This window comes from Streptomyces sp. NBC_01591, assembly GCF_035918155.1.
In the GTDB taxonomy this organism is placed as follows: Bacteria; Actinomycetota; Actinomycetes; order Streptomycetales; family Streptomycetaceae; genus Streptomyces.
This window is the reverse complement of record NZ_CP109327.1, coordinates 2,327,052-2,351,274: the sequence shown is the minus strand read 5'-3', so window position 1 is coordinate 2,351,274 and position 24,223 is coordinate 2,327,052. Positions and strand designations below refer to the sequence as shown.

The following is a 24,223-nucleotide window of genomic DNA, read 5'->3' as shown; positions in this document are numbered from 1 at the left end:
GGGCCACGGGGCTGCCGCGGCGGCGCGGTTCAGGTGCTGCAGTCCAGGACGGTCCGGCACAGCCCGCACCGGGCCCGCACCCGGCCGCGTACCGGAACACGGATGCGCTGGTGGCAGGCCGGGCACGCGAAGGAGACCCGCAGTCCGTCCGGGCCGCCCTCGAAGGTGTACGGAACACCGGGGGCCGCGGGGGCGTCCGGATGGTCCTGGGCGTGCCGCCGGTCCTTCGCGTAACGGCGGCGGCCCGCCCAGCCCGCCGCCGTGAGCGGCGGCTGCCGGGTGTCCTGGAGGGCCTGTGCCCGTCCCTTCGTGTAGGCCGTGTAGGCCTGCGGGCTGGTGAACCACGGTGACGGGTCCTCGTCGAAGGCCAGCGCCCGCTTGGCGAGGACGTACCCGAACTCCTCCGGGGTGAGATAGCCGAGCTTCTGGCTGGAGACCCGGTCCTCGCGGAAGGCGTCGAGCAGCAGCCACCCCGCGCCCAGGTACGTGGTCACGGTGTCGGTGAGGATCTCGTTGTCGCGCGTACCGGGGAACTCCAGGCCGAGGCGGTGCAGCAGCACATGTGTGACCTCGTGCGAGAGCGCGGCGCCGATGTCCCTGCGGTGGGTGCGGAAACGGTCGTTGAGTTCGACGAAGTACTCGGGGCCCGCGGCCAGTTCGACACCGGCGGCGTGCTCCATCGGCCGGAAGCCGACGATCATGCGGGCGTCCGGCAGATGCAGGTGCTGGACCACCGCCCGCGCCACCCGCTGGGTGCCGAGATACAGGTCGTCCTGGTCGTCGAAGGCGGCGTCGACGGGGGCGAGGCTCGTGGCGTAGCCGCGGACACCGTCGTACGACAGCCGCCGGTACAGCGCCGTGATCGCGGACCGGACCGTTTCGAGGTGCGGGAATCCATGAACCACCGGACTGCCGGTGCTCCGGCCGTCGTCCGCCACGTCCCACCCCCATCCGCGAGGCCCGACCGGATTTCACTGTAGCCGGAACGCCGTGGGTGATCTTGGCCGGAAAGTGAACCTTGTGGGCGCCGTGATCATTTCCCGATAATCCGAACCACGCCTTTGTCGGGAGCATGACTATCGGTGCGGTGCTGTGCCGCACACGGTCGGCACCCGGCCCGGGCGCAGGCACTCCCCACAAGTACCCCCCACAAGCACCCCCCACGAAAGAAGGCAGTCTCTTGAAGCAGCTTCTGCGTGCCGTGAAGAGATGTTCCGTCATAGCCGCCGTCGTCCTCGCGGCTGTCAGCCTCCAGCCCGCCGGGGCCTCCGCGGCCCCCCAGCCGGTCGTCGGCGGAACCCGCGCCGCCCAGGGCGAATTCCCGTTCATGGTCCGGCTCTCGATGGGCTGCGGCGGCGCTCTCTACGCCAAGGACATCGTTCTCACCGCCGCGCACTGCGTGGACGGCTCGGGCAACAACACCTCCATCACCGCCACCGCGGGCGTCGTCGACCTGCAGTCCTCCAGCGCGATCAAGGTCAAGTCCACCGAGGTCCTCCAGGCCCCCGGCTACGACGGCGCGGGCAAGGACTGGGCGCTCATCAAGCTCGCCAAGCCCATCGACCTGCCGACCCTGAAGATCGCCACCAACACCTCGTACAACAACGGCGACTTCACCATCGCAGGCTGGGGCGCCGCCAGCGAGGGCGGCGCCCAGCAGCGCTACCTGCTCAAGGCCTCCGTGCCCTTCGTCTCCGACGCCGACTGCCAGGCCGCGTACGGCAGCAGCCTCATCCCCGGTGAGGAGATCTGCGCCGGACTGCTCGACACCGGCGGCGTCGACACCTGCCAGGGCGACTCCGGCGGCCCCATGTTCCGCAAGGACAACGCCGGAGCCTGGATCCAGGTGGGCATCGTCAGCTGGGGCCAGGGCTGCGCCGAGCCCGGCTACCCCGGCGTGTACAGCGAGGTCTCGACGTTCGCCACCGACATCGCGTCCGCGGCAGCCACGCTCTGACCCCGGCCCCGGCCGGTTCCTGAATCACACCTGAACATCCCCGGGGGTGCCCGTCCGGACAGGCACCCCCGGGCCCAGCTCCGCGTACGGCGCGCCCGCGCCCTCCAGCTCCAGCACCCACACCTCGTTGACACCCTCCCGCAGCACCGGCCCCGGCACGTACAGAGTCCGCTGCGCGCCCAACGACCAGTAGCGCCCCAGGCAGAAGCCGTTCACCCAGACGAACCCACGCGTCCAGCCCGGCAGTTCGAGCCCCGCATGCCCGGTGCCGGCCGCCCCGGAGACCTCGAACGTCCCCCGGAACAGCCCGGTGGGCCCGGCCCCCTCGGCACTGCCGAACGCCACCCCGGCCAGCGCGTCCGGCTCCTCGAACGCCTCCAGCCGCAGCGCCCGCGCCCGCACCCCGTGCAGGAACTGCCGCTCGTGCCGCACCCCGCCCGTGATCCCCTTGGGCTCACCGAGCCGCGGCCCGTAATTGACCCGGCCCAGCGACTCCACCCACAGCTCGACCTCCGCAGGCCCGGCCACCGGCTCGTCCAGGGTGCAGTTCTCCTCGGTCAGCACACCCTCCCGGACCCCGTCCACATACACCACGGCCCGGTCCCGGAGCCCCGCCACACTCAGCTCGTAGGGCCGGCGCGGACCGGGCACAGCCACCTGGTAGCGCACCAGACCCCGGTCGACACCCAGCTCCTCGAAGGTCGGCGGAACACCGGACGGCGCCGCCTCCTCGTCACCCAGCGCGTCCAGCACGGCATTCAGCGGCGCCCAGTCCGTCAGCTCGGCCCGCACCGGAACCGCAAGCCCGACCGGCTCGGGCGGCAACTCCGGAAGCGGCCCGTCCGCGTACTCGGCGAGCACCTCGCGGAACAGCCGGAACTTCTCCGTGGGACGGCCGTACTCGTCGATCGGCGCGTCGTAGTCGTACGACGTCACCGTCGGCAGGAAGTCCTGGTCCTGGATCGGACCGGACCGGTTCGCCCCCGCCCACCCGGCGAAGTTCGTCCCCCCGTGCGCCATGTAGATGTTCACCGACGCCCCGCACTCCAGGATCTCCCGCAGCGCCTCGGTGGCCTGCGCCGGCTTCCGCACGATCGGCTCGGCACCCCAGTGCTCGAACCACCCGCACCAGAACTCCATGCACATCAGCGGCCCCTTCGGCTGATGGCGGCGCAGCACCTCGAACGCCTCCCGCGCACCCGACCCGAAGTTCGCCGTGGCCAGCAGCCCCGGCACGGAACCGCCCGTGAGCATGTGGTCCTCCGGCCCGTCGGACGTGAACAGCGGCACGGTCACCCCGCGCTCACGCAGCATCCCGGCCACCCGCTGGAGGTAGACCTGATCGGAGCCGTAGCTCCCGTACTCGTTCTCCGCCTGGACCATGATCACCGGCCCGCCGCGCCCGATCTGCCGCTGCACCACCTGCGGCAGCAACGCCGTGAACCACCGCTCCACGGCACCCAGGTACTCCGCGTCACGGGACCGCACCCGCCGACCGAACCGCCCCGTCACCCAGACCGGCAGACCACCGTTCTCCCACTCGGCACAGATGTACGGCCCCGGCCGGACGATCGCCCACAGCCCGGCCCGCTGCGCCGCGTCCAGGAACCGGCCGAGCGCCGCCACATCCCGGAACCGGCCGGGCTGCGGCTCATGCAGATTCCACGGCACATACGTCTCGACACAATTGAGACCCATGGCGCGCAGCATCGACAGCCGGTGATCCCACTGCGCCTCATGAACCCGGAAGTAATGCAGGGCCCCCGACAGCAGCCGTACGGGCTTTCCGTCGAGCCGGAAGTGGTCGTCCCCCACGGTGAAGTCAGCCATCGTGCTCGTACTCTCCTGTGCGTGCGGTCCCCCGGAACCGCACGGCCCGGGCCCGTACGACAGCACGCACCACGGAGCGGGCGAACCCGGGAGGAATGTTGCCACCCACCTTCGCCCCCTGGCGCCCGGCCGGTCCATGGACAAAGATCACTGCTGTTTGGACACAATTGTTCGGACCAGCGAAAAGAAATCGGACCAGCGCAACGAAAGGGGAGGAAGGAAGGCCGATGTACCACACCTGGATGCGTTTCTTCACTCCCAGCCCGCTCCACCACCGGCTGGGCCTCGTCTGCCTGGGCGTGGGACTCCAGCACGGCGCACTGCCGACCGTCGGCCCCCGCACCCTGGACCACCACGTGGCCGTCGTCATCAACTCCGGCAGCGGCTGGTTCACCAACCCCGACGGCCGCCGGGTACGCGTCACCGCACCCAGCCTGATCTGGCTCACACCCGGCACCCCGCACCACTACGGCGCCGACCCGGGCACCGGCTGGGACGAGAGCTTCGTCGACTTCACCGGCCCCGCCACCGCCACCTACACCGAACTCGGCTACATCGAGCCCGACCGCCCGCTCGTCCCGCTCGCCGACACGGCGGGCCCACGCTCCGCGATCGGACGCATCGTACGCGCGGCACGGCGCGGCAACCCGCTGCTGGAGGTCGAGACCGGCGCCGCCGTCCATGAACTCCTCGTCGCCCTGCGCCGGGCCCGCGCCGATGTCAGCCCCGACGGCGACCCCGTACTCCAGGCCCTCGCCCGCGACGCCTTCCAGCCACTGTCCGTCGCCGAGCACGCGGCACGGCACAGCATGACCCCCGCCGAACTGCGCACGGCGGTACGCCGGGGCGCCGGGTGCAGCCCCAAGGACTACCTCCTCGGCATCCGGCTCGGCCGCGCCAAGGAGCTCCTCGCCGCCACTGACCTGCCGGTCGCCGCTGTCGCCCGACGCGTCGGCTACGACGACCCGGCGTACTTCTCCCGCCTCTTCGCCCGCCGGGTCGGCGCCGCCCCGGTCCGCTTCCGCGAACAGCAGGGCCGCAACGTGCCCGGCGGCTGGAGCGACCAGGTTCCGGACCCGGAGCACCCACCGACGATCACCCCGCTGGGCCCGGCCGTCTAAGCTCGCTGACCATGACCACCAGGGACATCGACGAGTCCGTGAGCGCGGAACTGAACCGGCTGCGCGAGAGCATCGACAACATTGACGCCGCTGTTGTCCATATGCTCGCCGAGCGCTTCAAGTGCACCCAGCAGGTCGGCCACCTCAAGGCCGCCCACCAGCTCCCCCCGGCCGACCCGGCCCGCGAGAGCAGGCAGATCGAACGGCTGAGGCAGCTCGCGGAGAGCGCGCACCTGGACCCGGCCTTCGCCGAGAAGCTGCTGAACTTCATCGTGGCGGAGGTCATCCGTCACCACGAACGGATCGCGGAGGAATCGGCGACGAACGCGAAGGCTACTGGCCGGGAGGTGTGAGCGCCGGAGGCCGAGGCCCCGCCGACCGACGCGGCCTGCGCCTCGACCACACCACCCACGCACTCACCAGCAGCCCGAGCCCCGTGGCCAGCACGACGAGCCCGGCCCCCGCCGACTCATTGACGTGATCACCATTGCCCACGGGTTCGGGCACCCCGGCAGCCGCCCGGTCGGGGAGGAACAGCAGACCCACCCCCACCAGGGCCGGCACCACCCAGCCGAACCGCTCACGGCGCGAGCACCGGACCGACACCAGAGCACCCACGGCCAGCAGCACCGCACAACCGAACGCCGGCAGCACCGTGAACGTCAGCCACTCGGACAGCAACGGCCGCCAGTACCACTCCGATTCCGGCCTCGGCCCGTCGAAGTAGTACAGGGTCCGCGGCTGCGGCTCACCCAAGAAATCCCGCACGGTCCCCGGAACCAGACCACCCACCAGCCCCCCGGCGAACACGAGCCCCGCGAACCGCCCCGCCGCCACCCCGACGCCCTCCCTCCACCAGGCCACCGGGACGACCCGAAGCACCACCACGGCACACCAACCCGCCAGCAAACCCAGGAACACCCCCTTGACCGCCCCGTAACCGATCGGCGTCCAGACGTTCCAGGGATAGTTCGCCATGTGAGCGGCCCGCCAACTCCCCGCGAGACACCAGGCGACCGCACCGGCGGCCACACCCCACGGCGCGACCCCCACAACCCACCGCCGCTCACCGCACGAGCCCCCGCCACCCCGACCGGCGACCCCCTGCACCCCGTGCGCCCCCTGCACCGCTTCGGACACTGCCCGCCCCATCCGCCATCGCTCCGACGCTCCCGCCCGGCACCGGGCTCAGCGCCCGTCGCAACGCGGGACGCGACAGCAACCCGTACGGTTGCACAGCCCTGCTACGGCTCGTCCACAGTCCCGGCCACCGGCACACCCGGCGGGCCGGGCACGACGGGGACGAGCACCACCGTCACGTTGTCGTGCCCGCCCGCCTCCAGGGCATACCCCACCAGCGACCGCGCCTCCTCCGGAACGCCACCACCGGCCGGACTGCGGTCGAGCACAGCCCGCAGCGCGGCGGCACCGGGCAGATAACGCCACAGCCCATCGGTACACAGCAGCAGTCGGCCGGGCACCGAGGGCCGGTAGCTCCGGACACGCGGTGCCGGATCACCGGCATCGGCCCCCAGCCACGCGGAGAGCGCCTCGTGCTCGCCCGTGTCGTCCTCGGTCAGTGCCATCCCCGGCCCCTCGTCGGGCAGCCAGTAGGCACGGCTGTCACCGATCCAGACACTCCAGACGCCCTCCGGACCTGCGATGCCCGCGACGAACGTACAGGCCGGCGCCGCATCCACCGACGCCGCCAGCCCGACGACGGCGCGCCCCGCACGCACGGCCGCATCGCCGAGCGCACTCTCCGGCAGCACACCCTCCCGCAACCGCGCCACCAGTACGTTCAGCCCGACCTCGGCCGCGACCCGGGCCGCCCGTTCCGACCGCGGCGACATGGACACCCCGTCGCACACGACAGCGGCCGTCCAGCCGCCGACCATGGTCAGCGCCATCGCGTCCGCGTTGACACCCCGGTGCCTGCCCCGGTCGCCGACCCCCGCCGCACCACTGCCCGTCGTGATCTCCACCCGCGAACGGAACGACGGCTGGGCGGCACCGCAGTCCCAGCAGTAGCCATCAGGAGCGACTGTTCCGCCGCACAAAACACAGTCCGTGGTCTCGCTCATCAGCCGCGCATTCTGCCAGAACCGTTGTCGGTGGCCTCTCGTACCGTTCAGCCATGCCGGACGACGTTCCCGACGAGGAGTACTTCGTCCATGGCGACGAGCAGCAGAGCTGGGCCATCCGGACCAAGTACCTGAGCGACATGCTCAAGATCAGCCACCCCGTTACCTTTTCTGTGGCCCCGAAATGGGGCGCCTGGCCCCCGGGTCCGGTATGGCTGTGTGCCCCCTGTCGAAGTCGATGACCTGGGGGGTGTTGCCGCCGGGCTTCGGGGCACCGCTTGACCGCTGATGAGGGGCCTGACGACTGCCTGGTCCGGTGCAACGCCGGACCTCTTCACGGGCGGGATGTCTGCGTAACGTGGTTGCCGGCGTGTGGTGCCGCAGGGACGGCCGGGACGGATGCGAAAGGCACGACCGAAGAGGGGCATCGCGCATGGCCGACACCGTCATCGATATCTCCGGCATAGGTCTGTTCCTCGGCCTGGACCTGGGCAAGGAGTTCCACCACGCCCGCGGCCTGACCGGGCAGGGCAAGACCGTCCACGACAAGAAGCTGCCCAACACCGAGGCCCGCCTGCGGGAGTTGTTCGACAAGCTCAGGGCCAAGTTCGGCACCGTCCTGGTGATCGTGGACCAGGTCGCCAACATCGGCGCGCTGCCACTGACCGTGGCCCGCGCGACCGGCTGCCGGGTCGCTTACCTGCCGGGACTCTCGATGCGCCGGGCCGCCGACCTCTACCCGGGCGAAGCCAAGACCGACGCCCGCGACGCCTTCGTCATCGCCGACACCGCCCGGACCATGCCGCACACCCTGCGCGCGGTGGACCGCGACGACGAGAAGCTGGCCGAGCTGACCATGCTCACCGGCTACGACAACGACCTGGCCGGCGAGGTCAACCGCACCTCCAACCGGCTGCGCGGCCTGCTCTCCCAGATCCATCCCACCCTGGAGCGGGTGGTCGGCCCCCGGCTGGGCTACCCCTACATCCTGGCCCTCCTTGAACGGCACGGCTCCCCGGCCAGGCTGAAGAAACTGGGCCACGCCCGCTGCGAGGCCCTGCTCAAGGCGCACGGCTCGCGCAAGGCCCACCACCTCACCGCGGAGATCTTCGACGCGCTTGCCGAGCAGACCGTCATCGTGCCCGGCACCGAGGCCAGCGCGCTGATCGTGCCCGGACTTGCCGCCCAGCTCGCCGCCGCCCACACCCAGCGCCGCCAGGCCGAGCAGGAGATCGCCGCCCTGCTGGAGGCCCTCCCTCTTTTCCACCTCCTGACCTCCATGCCCGGCATGGGCGTCAGGACCACCGCCGCCGTGATCGTCGCCATCGGCGACGGCACCACCTTCCCCACCGCAGGACACCTCGCCTCCTACGCCGGACTCGCCCCCGCCACCAAGTCCTCGGGCACCTCCATCCGTGGCGAGCACGCACCCCACCGCGGCAACCGACTCCTCAAACGCGCCCTCTTCCAGGCCGCGTTCGCCGCGATCGGCTGCAAATCCGACCGCTCCTCCCGCACCTACTACGACCGTCAACGCGCACGCGGCAAGACCCACACCCAAGCGATCCTCCGCCTGGCCCGCCAACGTGTGAACGTCATCCACGCAATGATCCGCACCGGGGCCCTCTACGAACCACGAACCCCCGGCGACATCGGCCTCGCGGCCTGACAGCACCACCGCCCCTCCCTTCCTGACCCCATCACGCGCGCACCGGCACGGCCACCCCCGCCGTGCCGGCCACCGGGCTGCCCATCAGGCACCCGATCCGCCGGGAACGTCCCGCTTCGCGGGACGTTCCCAAAAACCAGCACCAACTCCCACGAACCGACCCTGACAGGGTTGACGAAACAGATAGGGGCACCCCCCGGAGCAGGCGACGTCCACCTGCTCAACCCACGGGTCATCACACCCGACGGCGAATGGGAGGCCTGGTACCTCGCCCACTGGCTCCCCGGAGCCGTCCGGTACCGGACCTCCTGGGACCTCATGAAAGACGAATACCGAACCTTCCGCGGCGACCACGAGTGACAGCCCCCGCCCGCGGAGAACCCCGAACCCTCCCGCCCCACAACCGCTCAGCCGTGGGAGAACCCGCCTGCGGCCCGCCCACCGCGTACGGCAGCATGGACACATGTCCGTACTGACGCGCGACGAAGCGCAGACCCGAGCCCAGTTCCTCGACGTACACCGGTACACGATCGACCTCGATCTGACCGCGGGGGAGGATACCTTCGACTCCCGCACCGTCATCCAGTTCACCGCAACCGCGGCCGGAGACACCTTCGTCGAACTCAAGCCGGCCACCCTGCGCTCGATCAGCCTCGACGGACAACCCCTCGACCCCGCCGACCTCGTCGAGAACCGCTTCCCCCTCACCGCACTCACCGCCGGCAACCACGAACTGCGCATCGACGCCGCCATGCGCTACTCCCGCACCGGCGAAGGCATGCACCGCTTCACCGACCCCACCGACGGCGAGACATACGTCTACACCCAGCTCTTCATGGAAGACGTCCAGCGCGTCTTCGCCGCATTCGACCAGCCCGACCTCAAGTCCGTCTTCGAACTCACCGTCACCGCCCCCGAAGGCTGGACCGTCCTCGGCAACGCCGTCGCCGAACACCGCGGTGACGGCCACTGGGCCCTGGCCGCCACCCCGCTCATCTCCACCTACCTCGTCGCCGTCGCCGCCGGCCCCTGGCACTCCGTGACCACCGAACACGCCGGACTGCCCTTCGGCATCCACTGCCGCCGCTCCCTGGCCCCCTACCTCGACGCGGACGCCGACGAGATCCTCGACATCACCCGGTCCTGCTTCGACCGCTTCCACGAGAAGTTCGACGAGCCCTACCCCTTCGACTCCTACGACCAGGCATTCGTCCCCGAGTTCAACGCCGGCGCCATGGAGAACCCCGGACTCGTCACCTTCCGCGACGAATTCGTCTACCGCTCCGCCGTCACCGACACCGAACGCCAGACCCGCGGCATGGTCATCGCCCACGAAATGGCCCACATGTGGTTCGGTGACCTCGTCACCCTCGCCTGGTGGGACGACATCTGGCTCAACGAGTCCTTCGCCGAATACATGGGCTACCAGACCCTCGCCGAAGCCACCCGCTTCACCGACACCTGGGTCGACTTCGGCGTCGCCCGCAAGGGCTGGGGCTACGACGCCGACCAGCGCCCCTCCACCCACCCCGTCGCACCCGACCCGGCCGCCGTCCCCGACACCGCGTCCGCCATGCTCAACTTCGACGGCATCTCCTACGCCAAGGGCGCCTCCGCCCTGCGCCAACTCGTCGCCTGGCTCGGCGAGAAGGACTTCCTGGCCGGCATCAACACCCACTTCGCCCGCCACAAATTCGGCAACGCCACCCTCGCCGACTTCATCGACAACCTCGCATCGGCCACCGACCGCGACGTCCACGCCTGGGCCGACGCCTGGCTGCGCACCACCGGAGTCGACACCCTCACCACCCGCGTCGAGGAAACCGACAACACCTGGTCACTCACCGTCGACCACGACGGCAGCCGCCCCCACCGCATCGCCGTCGGCGCCTACGACCACGCCCCGGACACCCACACCGGCACCGACCGGCTCGTCCTGCGCGACCGGTTCGAGATCGACGTCCCCCACAACGGCACACCCGAAGCACGCCCCGGCAACCGCCCCGCACTCCTCGTCCTCAACGACGGCGACCTCAGCTACGCCAAGATCCGCCTCGACACCCAATCCTGGGAAACCGTCGCCGCCGGCCTCTCCGGCATCCCCGACGCACTGACCCGCGCCGTCATCTGGAACACCGCCCGCGACATGGTCCGCGACGGCGAACTCGCCCCCGCCACCTACCTCGAAGCGGCCCGCACCCACCTGCCGCACGAGACCGACCTGGCCCTGGCCCAAGGGGTACTCGCCTTCGCCGGCACCCACGTCGCCGATCGTTACGTGGGCCCCGAGAAGCGCCCCGCCGCCCTCGCCATCCTCACCGCCCTCTGCCGCGACCTCATCCGCCGCACCGAGGACGGCCACAACCCGGGCCTCCGCCTCATCGCCGTACGCCACCTCATCGACGCCGCCACCCAGCCCGACACCATCCACGACTGGCTCAGCAACGGCACCGTCCCCGGCGGACCCGAAATCGACCCCGAACTGCGCTGGCGCATCCTCACCCGCCTCGCCGTCCTCGGCGCCACCGACGAAACCACCATCGCCGCCGAACTCGAACAGGACCCCAGCGCCACCGGACAAGAAGGCGCCGCCCGCTGCCGCGCCGCCCTCCCCACCCCCGAGGCCAAAGCCACCGCCTGGCACGCCCTGTTCAACGACGACAGCCTCTCCAACTACCTCTTCACCGCCATAGCCCAGGGCTTCTGGCAACCAGAACAGGCCGACCTCGTACGCGAATACGTGCCCCGCTACTACCCCGAAGCGACCGCGCTCGCCGCCCGCCGGGGCCCCGCCATCGCGGACGCCGCAGGACGCTACGCCTTCCCGGCGTACGCCGTCGACGCCGAGAACCTCCACCTCGGCGAACAGGCCCTCGACGACCAGACCCTCATCCCCGCCCTGCACCGCAAACTCACCGACCAGATCGACGACCTGCGCCGCGCCCTCAACGTACGCAACACCCACTGACCCACTGACGGACAACCCCACACCCGCACCACCCGTGCCCGGCGCCCCCACCCCAGGGGGACGCCGGGCACACCCACATCCGGCGCCACACCCATACCACCGGAACCCCCAACAACACCCCACACCCCACCACCCATCCCCCTTTCGAGTTCACATCACCCGGCTCCACGGCCGCGCCCCCGGAAACCCGGACAAGCTGGCATGTCCACCCATGCCCCGCCACACGCGCATCCGAAGGACCCCACCACCATGCCCACCCCACCCCCACCCCTCGCCGGAACCACCACCGGCCCCGCCGCCCTGCGCCCCCTCATCGACACCGTCCTCACCGCACTCCACGACGGAGCCCACCGACGCGACGGCCCCCTCCCCGCAGGCGGCCCCGACGCCGTCACCCCACGGATGCGCACCGCCACCCACCCCGTCATCCCCGACCACGGCACCGGCCCCCACAACGCCCTGCGCACCCTCGTCACCGCCCTCACCGAAGGCGCCGCAGACCCCGCAGACCCCCTCTGCACAGCCCACCTCCACACCCCACCCCTCGCCCTCGCCACCGCAGCGGACCTCGCCGCCTCCGCCCTCAACCCCTCCATGGACTCCTGGGACCAGGCCCCCGCCGCCTCCGCCCTCGAAGCCGACACCACCGCAGCCCTCGCCGCCGAGATCTACCCCCACCAACCCACCCCCGACGCACTCATCACCACCGGCGGCACCGAATCCAACCAGCTCGCCCTCCTCCTCGCCCGCGAACGCAACGGCCCCGTACAGACCATCTGCGGAGCCAACGCCCACCACAGCATCACCCGCGCCGCCTGGCTTCTCGGACTCCCCCAACCCGTCGTCATCCCCGCCCCCACCGGCGTCATGGACCTCACCGCACTCGAAGAGGCCCTCACCCGGCACGACCGTCCCCTCCTCGTCACCGCCACCGCCGGCACCACCGACACCGGCCGGATCGACCCACTCACCGCCATCGCCGACCTCTGCACCACCCACGGCGCCGAACTCCACATCGACGCCGCCTACGGCGGACCCCTCCTCTTCAGCCCCACCCACCGAAACAAGATCCACGGCCTCGACCGCGCCCACAGCGTCACCCTCGACCTCCACAAACTCGGCTGGCAACCCGCACCCGCAGGCATCCTCGCCGTCCCCCACCGCCACCACCTCGACCCACTCCACCACCAAGCCCCCTACCTCAACGCCGACGACGACACCGAAGCCGGCCTCCCCGACCTCCTCGGCCGCTCACTACGCACCACCCGCCGCCCCGACGCCCTCAAAATCGCCGTCACCCTCCAAGCACTCGGCCGCACCGGACTCGCCGACCTCATCGACCGCACCCTCACCACCGCCCACCACCTCGCCGACCTCATCACCCAAACCCCCACCCTCGACCTCTACGACAGCCCCACCATCAGCACCGTCCTCTTCCGCCCCACCGACGCCGACGACAACACCGTCGCCACCATCCGCCGCACCCTCCTCACCCGAGGCCAAGCCGTACTCGGCCGCGCCCACACCGACAACCGCCTCTGGCTCAAAGCCACCCTCCTCAACCCCCACACCACCCCCCAACACCTCCGCACACTCCTCGACCTCGTCAACCAACTCACCAACGACCTCGCGGAAGGCAACACCTCCCGATGACCGACCTCCCCACCCCCCACACCGACCAGCCACACGACCTCATCGGCATCGGCATCGGCCCCTTCAACCTCTCCCTCGCCGCCCTCGCCCACGGCATCCCCGCCAACCCCCACCCCCTCAACGCCGCCTTCTACGAACAGCGCCCCGCCTTCCACTGGCACCCCGGCCTCCTCATCGACGGAGCCAGCCTCCAAGTCCCCTTCCTCGCCGACCTCGTCACCCTCGCCGACCCCGCCAGCCCCTGGACCTTCCTCAACTACCTACGCAGCCGCGACCGGCTCTTCCCCTTCTACTTCGCCGAACGCTTCCACATCCAACGCGCCGAATACGACGCCTACTGCCGCTGGGTCACCGACCAACTCCCCGGCCTCCACTTCAGCCACCAGGTCGACGCCGTCCGCTGGAACAACCAACGCAAGCTCTTCGAAATCGACTTCACCCAACTCGACAGCGAAGGCGAAGCCGAAGCACTCGGCCGCGCCCACACCCGCCACATCGCCCTCGGCATCGGCACCGAGCCCCACATCCCCGAGTTCTTCAAACCCCTCACCGAAGCCGAGAACGTCCCCGTCATCCACTCCGCCGACTACCTCCACCACCGGCAGGAACTCCTCGACGCCCCCCACATCACCGTCATCGGCTCCGGACAATCCGGCGCCGAGATCTTCCTCGACCTCCTCCGCGCCCGCCCCCAAGGCCACGAAAACCTCCACTGGCTCGCCCGCACCCAAGCCTTCGCACCCATGGAGTACTCAAAACTCGGCCTCGAACACTTCACCCCCGACTACAGCCGCTACTTCCACGCCCTCCCCGAAGCCGTACGCGACGAACTCGTCCCCCACCAATGGCAACTCCACAAAGGCATCGACGCCGACACCATCGCCGCCATCCACGACGAGCTCTACCGCCGCACCCTCCACGGCGGCTGGCCCGACACAACCCTCACCCCCGGCGTCTCCGTACGCACCGCAGGACGCGTCGCCAACACCCGCATCGAACTCCACCTCGAACACACCCAACAGAACACCCGCTCCCGCCTCACCACCGACGCCGTCGTCCTCGCCACCGGCTACCGCGAACGCTCCCTCGACCGCATCCTCACCGGCCTCGACCCCTACATGCGCCGCGACGCCTCCGAACGCCCCCACATCGACGACCGATTCCGCCTCGTCCTCGACCCCACCGTCACCGGCAACGTCTACGTACAGAACGCCGAACGCCACACCCACGGCGTCGGCGCCCCCGACCTCGGACTCGCAGCCTGGCGCAGCGCCACCATCCTCAACGACCTCACCGGCACCAACCCCTACCCCCTCCCCGAACGCACCGCCTTCACCACCTTCGGCCTCACCCCCCACAACCCCCGCGTCCCCACCCAGGGCCCCGACCTCATCCCCCTCGCCCGGAACCACTGACACCCACCACACACAGAAGGCGGCCGCCCCCTCCCGAAGGAGAAGACGGCCGCCCACCAGAACAACCGGCTAGAACACCGGCGCACCCTCACGCGTCAGACGCCAGTCCACCGAAGCGAACTGCGCACCGTCCACCGAACCCTTCGCCTGCACCCAGGAAATGATCGTGTTACGGATCTCCTCCGAATTCGCCCACAACTGCTTGGCACCCGCCACATGCGGGAAGTTCCCACCACCACTGGCCCGGTAATTATTCACCGCCAGCACGAACTCCGCCGCCGGATCGATCGGCTTCCCCTCGAACGAAAGATTCACGATCCGCGAACCATTCGGCTTCGCGATATCGATCTCATACGTCAGACCCGAAACCGCGTCATAATTGTAATCCGGAGTATTGTCCGCGTTCGTCAACTTCGCCGTATCCACCGGCGCACCCGCCGCCGTCTGTACGTAATACCGCGCCGAGAACTCCAAGTAATCCTTCAGCTGCGCACCGGTCAGCAACCGCGCCTCAAGCGTGTTCTCGAACGGATACAGACCCGCCGCATCCTTGATCGTCACATTCCCGGCCGGAATCTGCGCCGTACGCGAGAAACACGACGCCTGAGACAGCACCGGAAGCGCCGCATACGCGCCACCCGCCAGCGCCGCCTTCACCGTCTCCGCCTGGACCACATTGATCAGATCAATGATCGGCTCGTCCTTCCAAGCCGCCTCCGCCGTCGTCATCGCCGCCGTCGACGTACCGATGACCTGATTGACGTACGCCACAACCTTCTTGTGCTCGTCCGCCAACAGCCTCGTGATCTTCGGGTCCTCCGCCACGGTGTTGGAGTTCAGCACCTGCGAACCCGCCTTCTCCACCACCCAGCGACCCTTCTCCCACACCAGATCGAAGTCGAACAGCGTCAGCCGCTGCCCCCACTTCAACGGCTCCGAGAGCACCACCTTCTTGCCGGTCTGCTTGTTCTCCACGAAATACTCGGGGATCTCCTGGTGCGCGTGCCCGACCAGAATCGCGTCGATCCCCGGCACCTGCTCGGCCACCAGACCCGCCGCATTCTCGACGTACGGAATCTGATCACCGTACGACGACGTACCACTGCTGCCCGAGTGCGCCGAAACGATCACCACATCCGCACCCATCGAACGAAGCCGCGGCACGAACTTCGCCGCCTGCTCCTCCAGCCCCGGGAACACCATCTTCCCACCGACATTCGCCTTGTCCCAGATCGCGATACCCGGATTGGTCAGCCCCAGAATCGCGACTTTCACATCCCGACCGTGCGGCGTACGCAGCCGCTTGATCACATACGGGGCGAACGCCGGCCGCAACGTCTTCGCATCCAGCGCGTTCGCACCCAGCAGCGGGAAATCACACTGCTCCTCGAACTTCCGCAGCACCGGAATGCCGTAGTTGAACTCATGGTTGCCCAACGCCGCCGCGTCGTACCCGATCGCATTCATCGCCTGAGCCATCGGATGCACCGGACCACGCTTCGCCGTGATCGGATCGATCTTGGCGTAGTAGTACGACAACTGGGTGCCCTGGATCGTGTCGCCCGCATCGATCATCAACGTGTTACGACGACCCTTCTCCCGGCGCACCTGATCCACCAACGTGGAGATCTTCGCCAAGCCGACATCGTTGTGCGCCTTGTCGTCGAACTCCTTGTCGGTGAAGTAGTCCCAGTTGAAGACATTCCCATGCAGATCGGTGGTGCCCATCACCGTGAACGAGTACCGCTTCGGCGGACGCCCATGACCGTGCCCATGGCCATGACCATGAGCCGCGGCAGGCACCGCGGAACCCCCCGCGATCGCCACACCCGCACCGGCGGCCGCCGATGTGCCCAGGAACGTCCTACGGTTCAGCGGCATTTCGTCTCCCACATCTCAGTTCTCACGCAGCTCGGTTCTCGCACGGCCGGGGCCTCGAACAAACCGGACACCCACCGCACACAACGCGCGTAGATAATGACCCAGGAGCCACACCCGGCAACACCCCCTGCGGGTTTCGATCTGATGATCACCCGCTGTCAGACCCGGATGCGACAGTGGACCCATGACCAACACCCCACCGTCCTACGGCACCCCCGAATATCCCCGCGTCGCCGTCCGAGGCGAAGCCCGCCTCGAAGTCGACCCCGAGATCGCCCGCATCGGCATCACCGTCACCACCCGCGGCAAGGACCGCCGCAACGCCCTCGAAGACCTCACCCGCCGCAACAACCAAGTCCTCGAACTCGCACGCTCCTACGGACAAGCCATAGAAAAACTCGAAACCGGCGCATTCTCCATCACGCCCGAACTCACCCAGAAAGGCCGCAACGAACAAATCCACGCCTACCACGGCCGCGTCCACATCACCGCAGTCCTCAACGACTTCACCGCACTGGGCGAACTGACCACCCGAATCGCCGACCTCGAAATGACCCGCGTCAACGGCCCCTGGTGGGGCCTGCGCCCCGACTCACCCGCCCACGGAACCGCCCGCCGCCAAGCCGTCCACGAAGCCGTCCAACGCGCCCGCGAATACGCCGACGCCCTCGGCGCCCAGCTCACCGCCCTCGTCGAACTCGCCGACCTCGGCGCGGAGAACGCCGCCCCGGCCGCCCTCCCCGCACCCGGCGCCATGCGCGGCCGCGCCGCCTTCGGCGGAGCAGCACCCGAACCCGCCCCCGCCCTCGACCTCGAACCACAACGCCAGACCGTCTACGCCCAGGTCAACGCCCGCTTCATCATGTCGCCGCCAAAACTGTGAAAAGGAATGCTCATCCGAGCACCCCGCCGCACAATTCAACACTTGTCAAAAACCCTTCACCCAAAGGTCGTTGAGCAGTCACAGCAGGCCAAATAACTACCCGTAGGTAAGGTTTAGGGTCGAACCATGCGCCGAGCAAAAATCGTTTGTACCCTGGGCCCCGCCGTCGACACATACGACCAGATCACGGCATTGGTCGGGGCGGGAATGGACATCGCCCGCCTCAACCTCAGCCACGGCACCTACGCCGAACACGAAGAGCGATACCACCGCGTACGCAAGGCCTCCGACGAGAACGGACGCAGCGTCGGCATCCTCGCCGACCTTCAAGGCCCGAAGATCCGCCTCGGACGCTTCCACGAAGGCCCTGTACTCCTTGAACGCGGCGACACCTTCACCATCACCGTCGAAACCGTCGAAGGCGACCGCCACACCTGCGGCACCACCTACGACGGCCTCGCCGGCGACGTAACCCCCGGCGAACGCATCCTCGTCGACGACGGCCGCGTCACCCTCGAAGTCACCGAAGTCGACGGCCCCCGCGTCCACACCACCGTCATCGAAGGCGGCATGGTCTCCGACCACAAGGGCCTCAACCTCCCCGGCGTCGCCGTCTCCGTTCCCGCACTCTCCGAGAAGGACATCGAAGACCTCCGCTGGGCCCTGCGCACCGGCGCCGACATCATCGCCCTCTCCTTCGTACGCAGCGGACGCGACATCGAGGACGTCCACCGCATCATGGACGAGGAAGGCCGCCGCCTCCCCGTCATCGCCAAGGTGGAGAAGCCCCAGGCCGTCGAGAACATCGACGGAATCGTCGCCGCCTTCGACGGCATCATGGTCGCCCGCGGCGACCTCGGCGTCGAAATGCCGCTGGAGCAGGTCCCGATCGTCCAGAAGCGCGCGATCAAACTCGCCAAGCGCAACGCCAAGCCGGTCATCGTCGCCACGCAGATGCTCGACTCGATGATCGACAACTCCCGCCCCACGCGTGCCGAGGCCTCCGACGTCGCCAACGCCGTCATCGACGGCACGGACGCGGTGATGCTCTCCGGCGAGACCAGCGTGGGCAAGTACCCCGTCGAGACGGTCCGCACGATGTCCCGCATCGTCGAGGCCGCCGAGGAGGACATCCTCACCAAGGGCCTCCCGCCCCTGACCGACCGCAACAAGCCCCGCACCCAGGGCGGCGCGGTGGCCCGCGCGGCGGCCGAGATGGGCGATTTCCTCGGCGCGAAGTTCCTGGTCGCCTTCACCCAGAGCGGCGACACGGTCAGGCGCCTCTCCCGCTACCGCTCACCCATCCCGCTCCTCGCCTTCACCCCGGACCCGGCCACTCGCTCCCAACTGAACCTGACCTGGGGCGTCGAGACCTTCCTCGGCCCGCACGTGGACTCGACGGACGCGATGGTCGCCCAGGTCGACGAGGAGCTGCTGAAGATCGGCCGCTGCGAGAAGGGTGACGTCGTGGTTATCACGGCCGGCTCCCCGCCGGGCGTCCCGGGCTCGACGAACCTGGTGCGGGTGCACCACATCGGCGAGGACGACAGCCCGAAGTAGGCCGGTCGTCAGTACTTCGGCCCGACGTGGGCGTCCATCAGCGCGACGGACGCCCGTCGGGCGACGGAGATGTTGAACGGGTCGCTGCCGCGCGCGAGGGTCGTCCACTCGACTCCGACCTTGTCGAGGGTGTCGGAGAGGAGCTTGCGGATGTCGTCGGACTTGTTGGCGAAGAAATAGCGTGGGTACTCGTAGCGCTTTCGCTCCCCGCGGACGAGGCGAGTAGTCCAGTTGGTGATGCGACATCCGTCGGAGTGGATCAGACCACGGATGAACTCCCCGGGGTGTGCGTCCACGATCTCCCGTTGCCAGGCTGCGAGGATGATCCGGCGCTCGTGCTTCCTGCCGGGTCCGTGCTGGGGGAAAAGGCACCAGAGGTGCTTCGAGTACATCTTCACTTCGTGGCACCCTTTCCTGCGGACTCTGCATACGGAGTTCTCAGGGAAGACGGCGCGCATGGCGCTCTCGCACAGTTCCATCAGGCCGGGCCAGGAATCTGCACAGGCGATCGACAGGCTGGGCGTGTGCATGGCTTGGTTCTGGACGACGTGCCCGTCTCCGAGATAGAGGCCCAGGAGGTAGGCGTACGCCGACCGGTCCAGCTCCCCTTCGCATCGGGGGCAGAAGGAACGATGGGCTCCCGGGCACTCACCGCGTTTGGCGCGGTCCATGTGCTTCCAGTAGCTGATCGTGCCCGCGGGAACGTTCAGCTTCCGTGCCACGTCCGCGTTCTTTGCACCGCCGCGAAGGAGGGCGAGTGCCTTCTGTCGTAACTCGGGGCCGTGAAAGTTCATGTGAACACCATGAGTGACCATGCGCTACTGCGTGCAGCAAAAGCGGATGTTCACGAGAACGTGAACATCCGCTTTGTGAAATGGTGCCGGGTATGGGATTCGAACCCACATGTCCTTTCGGACAGAGGTGTTTGAGACCTCCGCGTCAACCAGTTGCGCCAACCCGGCTTGGTAGCCGGTCAGAAGTGTACCTGGTGACAGAAGTGTGCGGCAGGTAGGTAGGCTGCTTCGCAGCAGTACCTGCCCTGGAACGAGGAGTCCCCGTGACCGCCCCCGAGTCGCACCAGCCCGCCGACGACGACAAGTCGCACGTTCCGCCGCTGACGACCCGCGTCGTCATCGCCGAGGACGAGGCGCTCATCCGTCTCGACCTCAAAGAGATGCTGGAGGAAGAGGGCTACGCGGTCGTCGGCGAGGCCGGGGACGGGCAGCGGGCCGTCGAGCTGGCTCGGGAGCACCGGCCGGACCTGGTCATCCTCGATGTGAAGATGCCGGTCCTGGACGGGATCTCCGCCGCGGAGAAGATCGCCGAGGAGTCCATCGCGCCCGTCCTGATGCTCACTGCGTTCTCGCAGCGCGATCTCGTCGAGCGGGCCAGGGACGCCGGGGCGATGGCGTATCTGGTGAAGCCGTTCAGCAAGAGCGACGTGGTGCCGGCCATCGAGATGGCGGTGTCGCGGTTCGCGGAGCTGAAGGCGCTGGAGACCGAGGTCGCGGATCTCGCGCAGCGGCTGGAGACGCGGAAGCTGGTGGACCGGGCGAAGAGCATTCTGCAGACGGATTACGGGCTCTCCGAGCCTGCCGCGTTCCGGTGGATCCAGAAGACGTCGATGGATCGTCGGCTGTCGATGCAGCAGCTTGCCGAGGCGTTGATCGAGGATGCCGAGGAGAAGAAGAAGGCGGCCGAGTAGGCCGTACGCGAGTACGGAGAAGGCCCGCGTCCCGGATGTCCGGGGCGCGGGCCTTTCTCGTGTGTGTCAGTCCTCGCCGAGGTAGGCCTTGCGGACGGACTCGTCGTGGAGGAGGTCCGCACCGGTGCCGGAGAGGACGATCTTGCCGACCTCCATGACGTGGCCCTGGTCCGCGAGGGAGAGCGCGGCCTGGGCGTTCTGCTCGACGAGCAGGATGGTGGTGCCCTGGGCCTTGAGCTCGACGATGGTCTCCATGATCTTCTGCATCATGATCGGGGAGAGGCCCATGGAGGGTTCGTCGAGCATCAGGAGTTTGGGCTGGCACATGAGGGCCCTGCCCATGGCGAGCATCTGCTGTTCGCCGCCCGAGAGGGTTCCGGCGGCCTGCTTCCGGCGTTCCCCGAGGATGGGGAAGAGGTCGTAGGCGCGCTGGATGTCCTTCTCGATGCCTGCCTTGTCATTGCGGAGGTAGGCGCCGAGCTGGAGGTTCTCGGTGATGGTGAGCCGGGGGAAGATGTGGCGTCCCTCGGGGGAGTGGGCGAGGCCCAGGGCGACGACCTTGTGGGCGGGGACGTCGGTGAGTGGTTTGCCGTCGAAGACGATGCGGCCGCCGACCGGCTTGAGCAGGCCGGAGAGGGTGCGCAGGGTGGTGGTCTTGCCGGCGCCGTTGGTGCCGATGAGGGTGACGACCTGGCCGGCTTCGACGGTGAAGGAGATGCCCTTGACGGCTTCGATCTTGCCGTAGGCGACGCGGAGGTCCTCGACCTCTAGCAGTGCGGTCATCGGGTGTCCTCCTCCTCGGTGCTGGTGGTGGTGCTGGTGTCGGTGGTGGCCGCGGTCTTGGCGGTGCTCGCTCCGGCTCCGGCGGCTCCGGCTTCCGCGGCTTCGACCTCGGCGGCTTCTTCGGCGCCGGGGGCGCCTTCGAAGGGGGTGCCGAGGTAGGCGGCGACGACGCGTTCGTCGCTCTGGACGACGTCGGAGGTCCCTTCGACGAGCTTTTCGCCCTGGACGAGGACGGCGACGCGGTCGCAGAGGTTGAAGATGAACCGCATGTCGTGCTCGATGACGAGGACGGCGATGCCCTGGTCACGGATGGCGAAGATGAGTTCTTCGGTGACGCGGGTCTCTTGCGGGTTCATGCCGGCGGTGGGCTCGTCGAGGAGGAGGAGTCCGGGGTCGCTGGCGAGGGCGCGGGCGATTTCCAGCTTGCGCTGGTCTCCGTAGGGGAGGTTGCGCGCGAGGTGTTCGGCCTTGTCCGCCAGGCCGATGAACTCCAGGAGTTCCATGGCGCGTTCGCGGCTGGCGTTCTCGGCCTTGGTGAAGCCGGGGAGGCGCAGGAGGGCGGACCAGAGGCCTTCTTTGGTCCTGGTGTGGCGTCCGACGAGGACGTTTTCCAGGACGGTCATGTTGGCGAAGAGCCGGATGTTCTGGAAGGTGCGGGCGATGCCTGCCTGGGTGACGAGGTGGGGCTTGGGCGGCAGGACGGTGCCTTTGTAGCTGACCTTGCCCTCGGTGGGGACGTACAGGCCGGTGAGGCAGTTGAAGAAGGTGGTCTTGCCGGCGCCGTTGGGTCCGATGAGGCCGACGATCTCGCCTGTGTTGACGGTGAGGTCGACGTTGCGTACGGCGGTGAGGCCGCCGAAGCGCATGGTGACGCCGTTGGCGTCGAGGACGGTGGTGGCGGTTTTCGTGGTGGTCATGGTGGTCACGCCCCCGCCTTGGCGATGCCGGCGCCGGTTTCTTCGGACTGTCGAGGTTCCGGTACGTCGGGCTGGTCGTTCTCGTGGAATTCGAGCTGCTTCCTGCGGTCGGCGACCAGTCCTTCGGGGCGCAGGCGCATCAGGAGGATGAGTGCGATGCCGAAGAGGAAGAGCTGGTAGTCCTGCATGAATTGCAGTTTGGCCGGGATGAGGTAGAGCAGTGCGGCGCCGACGAGGGGTCCGCTGAGGGTTCCCATGCCGCCGAGGATGACGGCGGCGAGGAGGAAGGCGGAGTTGGGGGGTACGGAGCCGGCGAACTGGTACTGCTCGGGTGTCACGGTGTAGTTGACGTGTGCCTGGACGGTTCCGGCGAGTCCGGCGAGGGTGGCGCCGAGGGCGAAGGCGAGCAGTTTGAGCCGGAAGGCGTTGATGCCCATGGCGGTGGCTGCGGTTTCGTCTTCGCGGATGGCGACCCAGGCGCGGCCGATGCGGGATTCTCCGGAGCGGCGGAAGACGAGGACGACGACGGCGGTGAAGACGAGCATCAGCAGGTAGTAGTTGGCGGACCTGCCGAGGTCGAAGCCGAGGATGTTGTGCTTGAGTCCGAAGTCGAATCCGAAGAAGTTGAGGTCGGGGATGCTGGGGATGCCCTGGGAGCCGTTGGTGAGGTCGGGTCCGCTGTTGCCGTTGAGGTTGTTCACGGTGAGGCGGAAGATTTCACCGAAGCCGAGGGTGACGATGGCTAGGTAGTCGCCGCGTAGTCGCAGGGTGGGTGCGCCGATGAGTACGCCGAAGACGAGTGATGCTCCGGCGCCGGTGAGGACGGCGGCCCAGAAGGGGAATTCGACGCCGATGGCCGACATGGTGGAGCCGGAGACCAGGGCGGCGGCGTAGGCGCCGACGCCGAGGAAGGCGACGTATCCGAGGTCGAGCAGGCCGGCGAGGCCGACGACGACGTTGAGGCCGAGTGCGACGGTGCCGAAGATGAGGATGTTGGCGCCGATGAGCGCGTATTCCTCTTTCTGCTGGGTGAAGGGGAAGCAGACGGCTGCGACGAGGGCGGCGGCGAGGGTGATGTTGCGGTGCTTCGTGGTCAGCGCGGTGAGGCGGGAGACGAGTCCGGCCCGGTGGAGTGCGGTGAAGGCGAAGCCGACGGTGATGAGGAAGCCGATGAAGAGTTCGGTGTAGTCGGTGTCGATGCCGTAGGCGAAGACGTAGAGGCCGATGCCGAACGCGGCGACGATGATGAGGATTTCGGCCCAGGAGGAGAGGGCTTTGGGGCGGGGGGCCTGGGGGGCGCCGAGGCTGTTGCGGAAGCGCTGCCAGGCGGTGGTCCCGGTGTCGGCGAGTGGTTGGTCGCCGGGGAGTCCGAGTGCGGTGACGGCGGCGAGGAGCGCGCCGATACCGCTGACCCAGGCGCCGGGTTCCAGGTTGACGACGCCGCCGAGGTCGTAGGCGATGGCGCCGAGGGTGTAGCCGGTGGTGCCGAGGGTGCCGAGGGCGAGGAGACGGACGGGGCTGTTGGTGCCGCCGGGGGTGAGCCAGCGCAGGCCTCGGATGCCGTACCCGGACAGCGCGAGGAGCAGGGTGAGTGCGGCGCTGATGAGGGTGAGGACCTGGAGGCCGCCGGGGTAGCCGGTGACGGTGAGGTCGCCGGGGAATTGGTCGGTCCAGGTCCAGGCGAGGAAGGTGCCGGCGAGGGCGACGGTGGCGCCGGCGACGGTGCCGATGCGGGCCGCGGCCGCGGGGATCGGCAGGAATGCGGGGCCGGGTGCGGTGGTGTGGTTGGTGGTCATC

At 68.8% G+C, this 24,223-nt stretch carries 21 protein-coding genes and 1 tRNA gene; 12 read left to right on the top strand and 10 right to left on the bottom strand.

From position 1 onward, the window contains the following. Positions 1–29: 29 nt before the first annotated feature. Positions 30–938, bottom strand: a complete 909-nt coding sequence (locus OG978_RS10965) for a hypothetical protein (protein ID WP_326765019.1) — start codon at positions 936–938, stop codon at positions 30–32. A gap of 242 nt (positions 939–1,180) precedes the next feature. Between OG978_RS10965 and OG978_RS10960 the strand changes: the two genes are divergently transcribed. Continuing rightward, positions 1,181–1,957 (top strand): S1 family peptidase, encoded by a 777-nt coding sequence (locus OG978_RS10960; RefSeq protein ID WP_326765018.1) that lies wholly within the window; start codon positions 1,181–1,183, stop codon positions 1,955–1,957. A 24-nt stretch (positions 1,958–1,981) separates the two neighbouring features. Here the strand turns inward: OG978_RS10960 and OG978_RS10955 are convergent, their stop codons facing one another. Beyond that, positions 1,982–3,787: a glycoside hydrolase family 35 protein gene (locus OG978_RS10955; RefSeq protein WP_326765017.1), complete on the bottom strand. Its 1,806-nt coding sequence runs from the start codon at positions 3,785–3,787 to the stop codon at positions 1,982–1,984. A 227-nt stretch (positions 3,788–4,014) separates the two neighbouring features. Between OG978_RS10955 and OG978_RS10950 the strand changes: the two genes are divergently transcribed. Both OG978_RS10950 and OG978_RS10945 read left to right on the top strand, forming a co-directional pair. Continuing rightward, positions 4,015–4,908, top strand: a complete 894-nt coding sequence (locus OG978_RS10950; RefSeq protein ID WP_326765016.1) for a helix-turn-helix domain-containing protein — start codon at positions 4,015–4,017, stop codon at positions 4,906–4,908. An 11-nt stretch (positions 4,909–4,919) separates the two neighbouring features. Beyond that, entirely contained in the window at positions 4,920–5,261 is a 342-nt protein-coding gene (locus tag OG978_RS10945) for a chorismate mutase (RefSeq protein ID WP_326765015.1), read from the top strand. Here OG978_RS10945 and OG978_RS10940 read toward each other — a convergent pair. Both OG978_RS10940 and OG978_RS10935 read right to left on the bottom strand, forming a co-directional pair. Continuing rightward, positions 5,242–5,886, bottom strand: a complete 645-nt coding sequence (locus tag OG978_RS10940; protein ID WP_326765014.1) for a hypothetical protein — start codon at positions 5,884–5,886, stop codon at positions 5,242–5,244. The genes OG978_RS10945 and OG978_RS10940 overlap by 20 nt on opposite strands. A gap of 266 nt (positions 5,887–6,152) precedes the next feature. Next, positions 6,153–6,992 carry a PP2C family protein-serine/threonine phosphatase gene (locus OG978_RS10935; RefSeq protein WP_326765013.1) on the bottom strand — a complete coding sequence of 280 codons (840 nt, stop codon included), beginning with the start codon at positions 6,990–6,992 and terminating at the stop codon, positions 6,153–6,155. Positions 6,993–7,045: 53 nt separating this feature from the next. Between OG978_RS10935 and OG978_RS10930 the strand changes: the two genes are divergently transcribed. The 6 genes from OG978_RS10930 (at position 7,046) to OG978_RS10905 (ending at position 14,697) form a co-directional block, all read left to right on the top strand. Then, positions 7,046–7,234, top strand: coding sequence for a hypothetical protein (locus tag OG978_RS10930; RefSeq protein ID WP_326765012.1), 189 nt, complete (start codon positions 7,046–7,048; stop codon positions 7,232–7,234). A gap of 191 nt (positions 7,235–7,425) precedes the next feature. Continuing rightward, the gene (locus OG978_RS10925; protein ID WP_326763311.1) at positions 7,426–8,661 is read left to right on the top strand and encodes an IS110 family transposase; all 1,236 of its coding nucleotides are present in this window, start codon (positions 7,426–7,428) and stop codon (positions 8,659–8,661) included. Positions 8,662–8,832: 171 nt separating this feature from the next. After that, entirely contained in the window at positions 8,833–9,021 is a 189-nt protein-coding gene (locus tag OG978_RS10920; RefSeq protein WP_326765011.1) for a hypothetical protein, read from the top strand. A gap of 103 nt (positions 9,022–9,124) precedes the next feature. Further along, positions 9,125–11,629, top strand: a complete 2,505-nt coding sequence (gene pepN, locus OG978_RS10915; protein WP_326765010.1) for an aminopeptidase N — start codon at positions 9,125–9,127, stop codon at positions 11,627–11,629. Between the two features lie 249 nt (positions 11,630–11,878). After that, complete coding sequence (locus OG978_RS10910; protein WP_326765009.1) at positions 11,879–13,282, top strand: pyridoxal phosphate-dependent decarboxylase family protein; 1,404 nt, start codon at positions 11,879–11,881, stop codon at positions 13,280–13,282. Next, a complete protein-coding gene (locus OG978_RS10905; RefSeq protein WP_326765008.1) occupies positions 13,279–14,697 on the top strand; it encodes a lysine N(6)-hydroxylase/L-ornithine N(5)-oxygenase family protein in 1,419 nt (472 codons plus the stop codon). Before OG978_RS10910 ends, OG978_RS10905 begins: the two co-directional genes overlap by 4 nt. A 69-nt stretch (positions 14,698–14,766) precedes the next feature. On the opposite strand, the gene OG978_RS10900 is transcribed toward OG978_RS10905, so the two are convergent. Next, positions 14,767–16,578, bottom strand: coding sequence for a bifunctional metallophosphatase/5'-nucleotidase (locus OG978_RS10900; protein ID WP_326765007.1), 1,812 nt, complete (start codon positions 16,576–16,578; stop codon positions 14,767–14,769). A gap of 184 nt (positions 16,579–16,762) precedes the next feature. Between OG978_RS10900 and OG978_RS10895 the strand changes: the two genes are divergently transcribed. Next, complete coding sequence (locus tag OG978_RS10895) at positions 16,763–17,461, top strand: SIMPL domain-containing protein (RefSeq protein ID WP_326765006.1); 699 nt, start codon at positions 16,763–16,765, stop codon at positions 17,459–17,461. 126 nt (positions 17,462–17,587) lie between these two features. Then, positions 17,588–19,021, top strand: a complete 1,434-nt coding sequence (gene pyk / locus OG978_RS10890) for a pyruvate kinase (protein WP_326765005.1) — start codon at positions 17,588–17,590, stop codon at positions 19,019–19,021. Between the two features lie 8 nt (positions 19,022–19,029). Here pyk and OG978_RS10885 read toward each other — a convergent pair whose 3' ends face one another. Next, positions 19,030–19,815, bottom strand: a complete 786-nt coding sequence (locus OG978_RS10885) for a helix-turn-helix domain-containing protein (protein WP_326765004.1) — start codon at positions 19,813–19,815, stop codon at positions 19,030–19,032. 81 nt (positions 19,816–19,896) lie between these two features. Then, positions 19,897–19,983, bottom strand: a tRNA-Leu gene (locus tag OG978_RS10880). Between the two features lie 95 nt (positions 19,984–20,078). On the opposite strand from OG978_RS10880, the gene OG978_RS10875 reads away from it, so the two are divergent. Further along, the gene (locus OG978_RS10875; RefSeq protein WP_326765003.1) at positions 20,079–20,726 is read left to right on the top strand and encodes an ANTAR domain-containing response regulator; all 648 of its coding nucleotides are present in this window, start codon (positions 20,079–20,081) and stop codon (positions 20,724–20,726) included. Between the two features lie 66 nt (positions 20,727–20,792). On the opposite strand, the gene OG978_RS10870 is transcribed toward OG978_RS10875, so the two are convergent. From OG978_RS10870 to OG978_RS10860, 3 genes are read right to left on the bottom strand one after another with little or no spacing between them, the layout of a single operon-like run. After that, complete coding sequence (locus OG978_RS10870; RefSeq protein ID WP_326765002.1) at positions 20,793–21,509, bottom strand: ABC transporter ATP-binding protein; 717 nt, start codon at positions 21,507–21,509, stop codon at positions 20,793–20,795. Then, a complete protein-coding gene (locus tag OG978_RS10865) occupies positions 21,506–22,435 on the bottom strand; it encodes an ABC transporter ATP-binding protein (protein WP_326765001.1) in 930 nt (309 codons plus the stop codon). Before OG978_RS10865 ends, OG978_RS10870 begins: the two co-directional genes overlap by 4 nt. Then, entirely contained in the window at positions 22,432–24,222 is a 1,791-nt protein-coding gene (locus tag OG978_RS10860; RefSeq protein ID WP_326765000.1) for a branched-chain amino acid ABC transporter permease, read from the bottom strand. Before OG978_RS10860 ends, OG978_RS10865 begins: the two co-directional genes overlap by 4 nt. Position 24,223 lies beyond the last annotated feature (1 nt).

Bases quoted from the DNA above. Each gene is read 5' to 3' on its own strand.
- OG978_RS10955 (WP_326765017.1), bottom strand. From the start codon at position 3,787: ATGGCTGACTTCACCGTGGGGGACGACCACTTCCGGCTCGACGGAAAG.
- OG978_RS10950 (WP_326765016.1), top strand. From the start codon at position 4,015: ATGTACCACACCTGGATGCGTTTCTTCACTCCCAGCCCGCTCCACCAC.
- OG978_RS10945 (WP_326765015.1), top strand. From the start codon at position 4,920: ATGACCACCAGGGACATCGACGAGTCCGTGAGCGCGGAACTGAACCGG.
- OG978_RS10940 (WP_326765014.1), bottom strand. From the start codon at position 5,886: ATGGCGAACTATCCCTGGAACGTCTGGACGCCGATCGGTTACGGGGCG.
- OG978_RS10935 (WP_326765013.1), bottom strand. From the start codon at position 6,992: ATGAGCGAGACCACGGACTGTGTTTTGTGCGGCGGAACAGTCGCTCCT.
- OG978_RS10930 (WP_326765012.1), top strand. From the start codon at position 7,046: ATGCCGGACGACGTTCCCGACGAGGAGTACTTCGTCCATGGCGACGAG.
- OG978_RS10925 (WP_326763311.1), top strand. From the start codon at position 7,426: ATGGCCGACACCGTCATCGATATCTCCGGCATAGGTCTGTTCCTCGGC.
- pepN (WP_326765010.1), top strand. From the start codon at position 9,125: ATGTCCGTACTGACGCGCGACGAAGCGCAGACCCGAGCCCAGTTCCTC.
- OG978_RS10910 (WP_326765009.1), top strand. From the start codon at position 11,879: ATGCCCACCCCACCCCCACCCCTCGCCGGAACCACCACCGGCCCCGCC.
- OG978_RS10905 (WP_326765008.1), top strand. From the start codon at position 13,279: ATGACCGACCTCCCCACCCCCCACACCGACCAGCCACACGACCTCATC.
- OG978_RS10900 (WP_326765007.1), bottom strand. From the start codon at position 16,578: ATGCCGCTGAACCGTAGGACGTTCCTGGGCACATCGGCGGCCGCCGGT.
- OG978_RS10895 (WP_326765006.1), top strand. From the start codon at position 16,763: ATGACCAACACCCCACCGTCCTACGGCACCCCCGAATATCCCCGCGTC.
- pyk (WP_326765005.1), top strand. From the start codon at position 17,588: ATGCGCCGAGCAAAAATCGTTTGTACCCTGGGCCCCGCCGTCGACACA.
- OG978_RS10885 (WP_326765004.1), bottom strand. From the start codon at position 19,815: ATGAACTTTCACGGCCCCGAGTTACGACAGAAGGCACTCGCCCTCCTT.
- OG978_RS10870 (WP_326765002.1), bottom strand. From the start codon at position 21,509: ATGACCGCACTGCTAGAGGTCGAGGACCTCCGCGTCGCCTACGGCAAG.
- OG978_RS10860 (WP_326765000.1), bottom strand. From the start codon at position 24,222: ATGACCACCAACCACACCACCGCACCCGGCCCCGCATTCCTGCCGATC.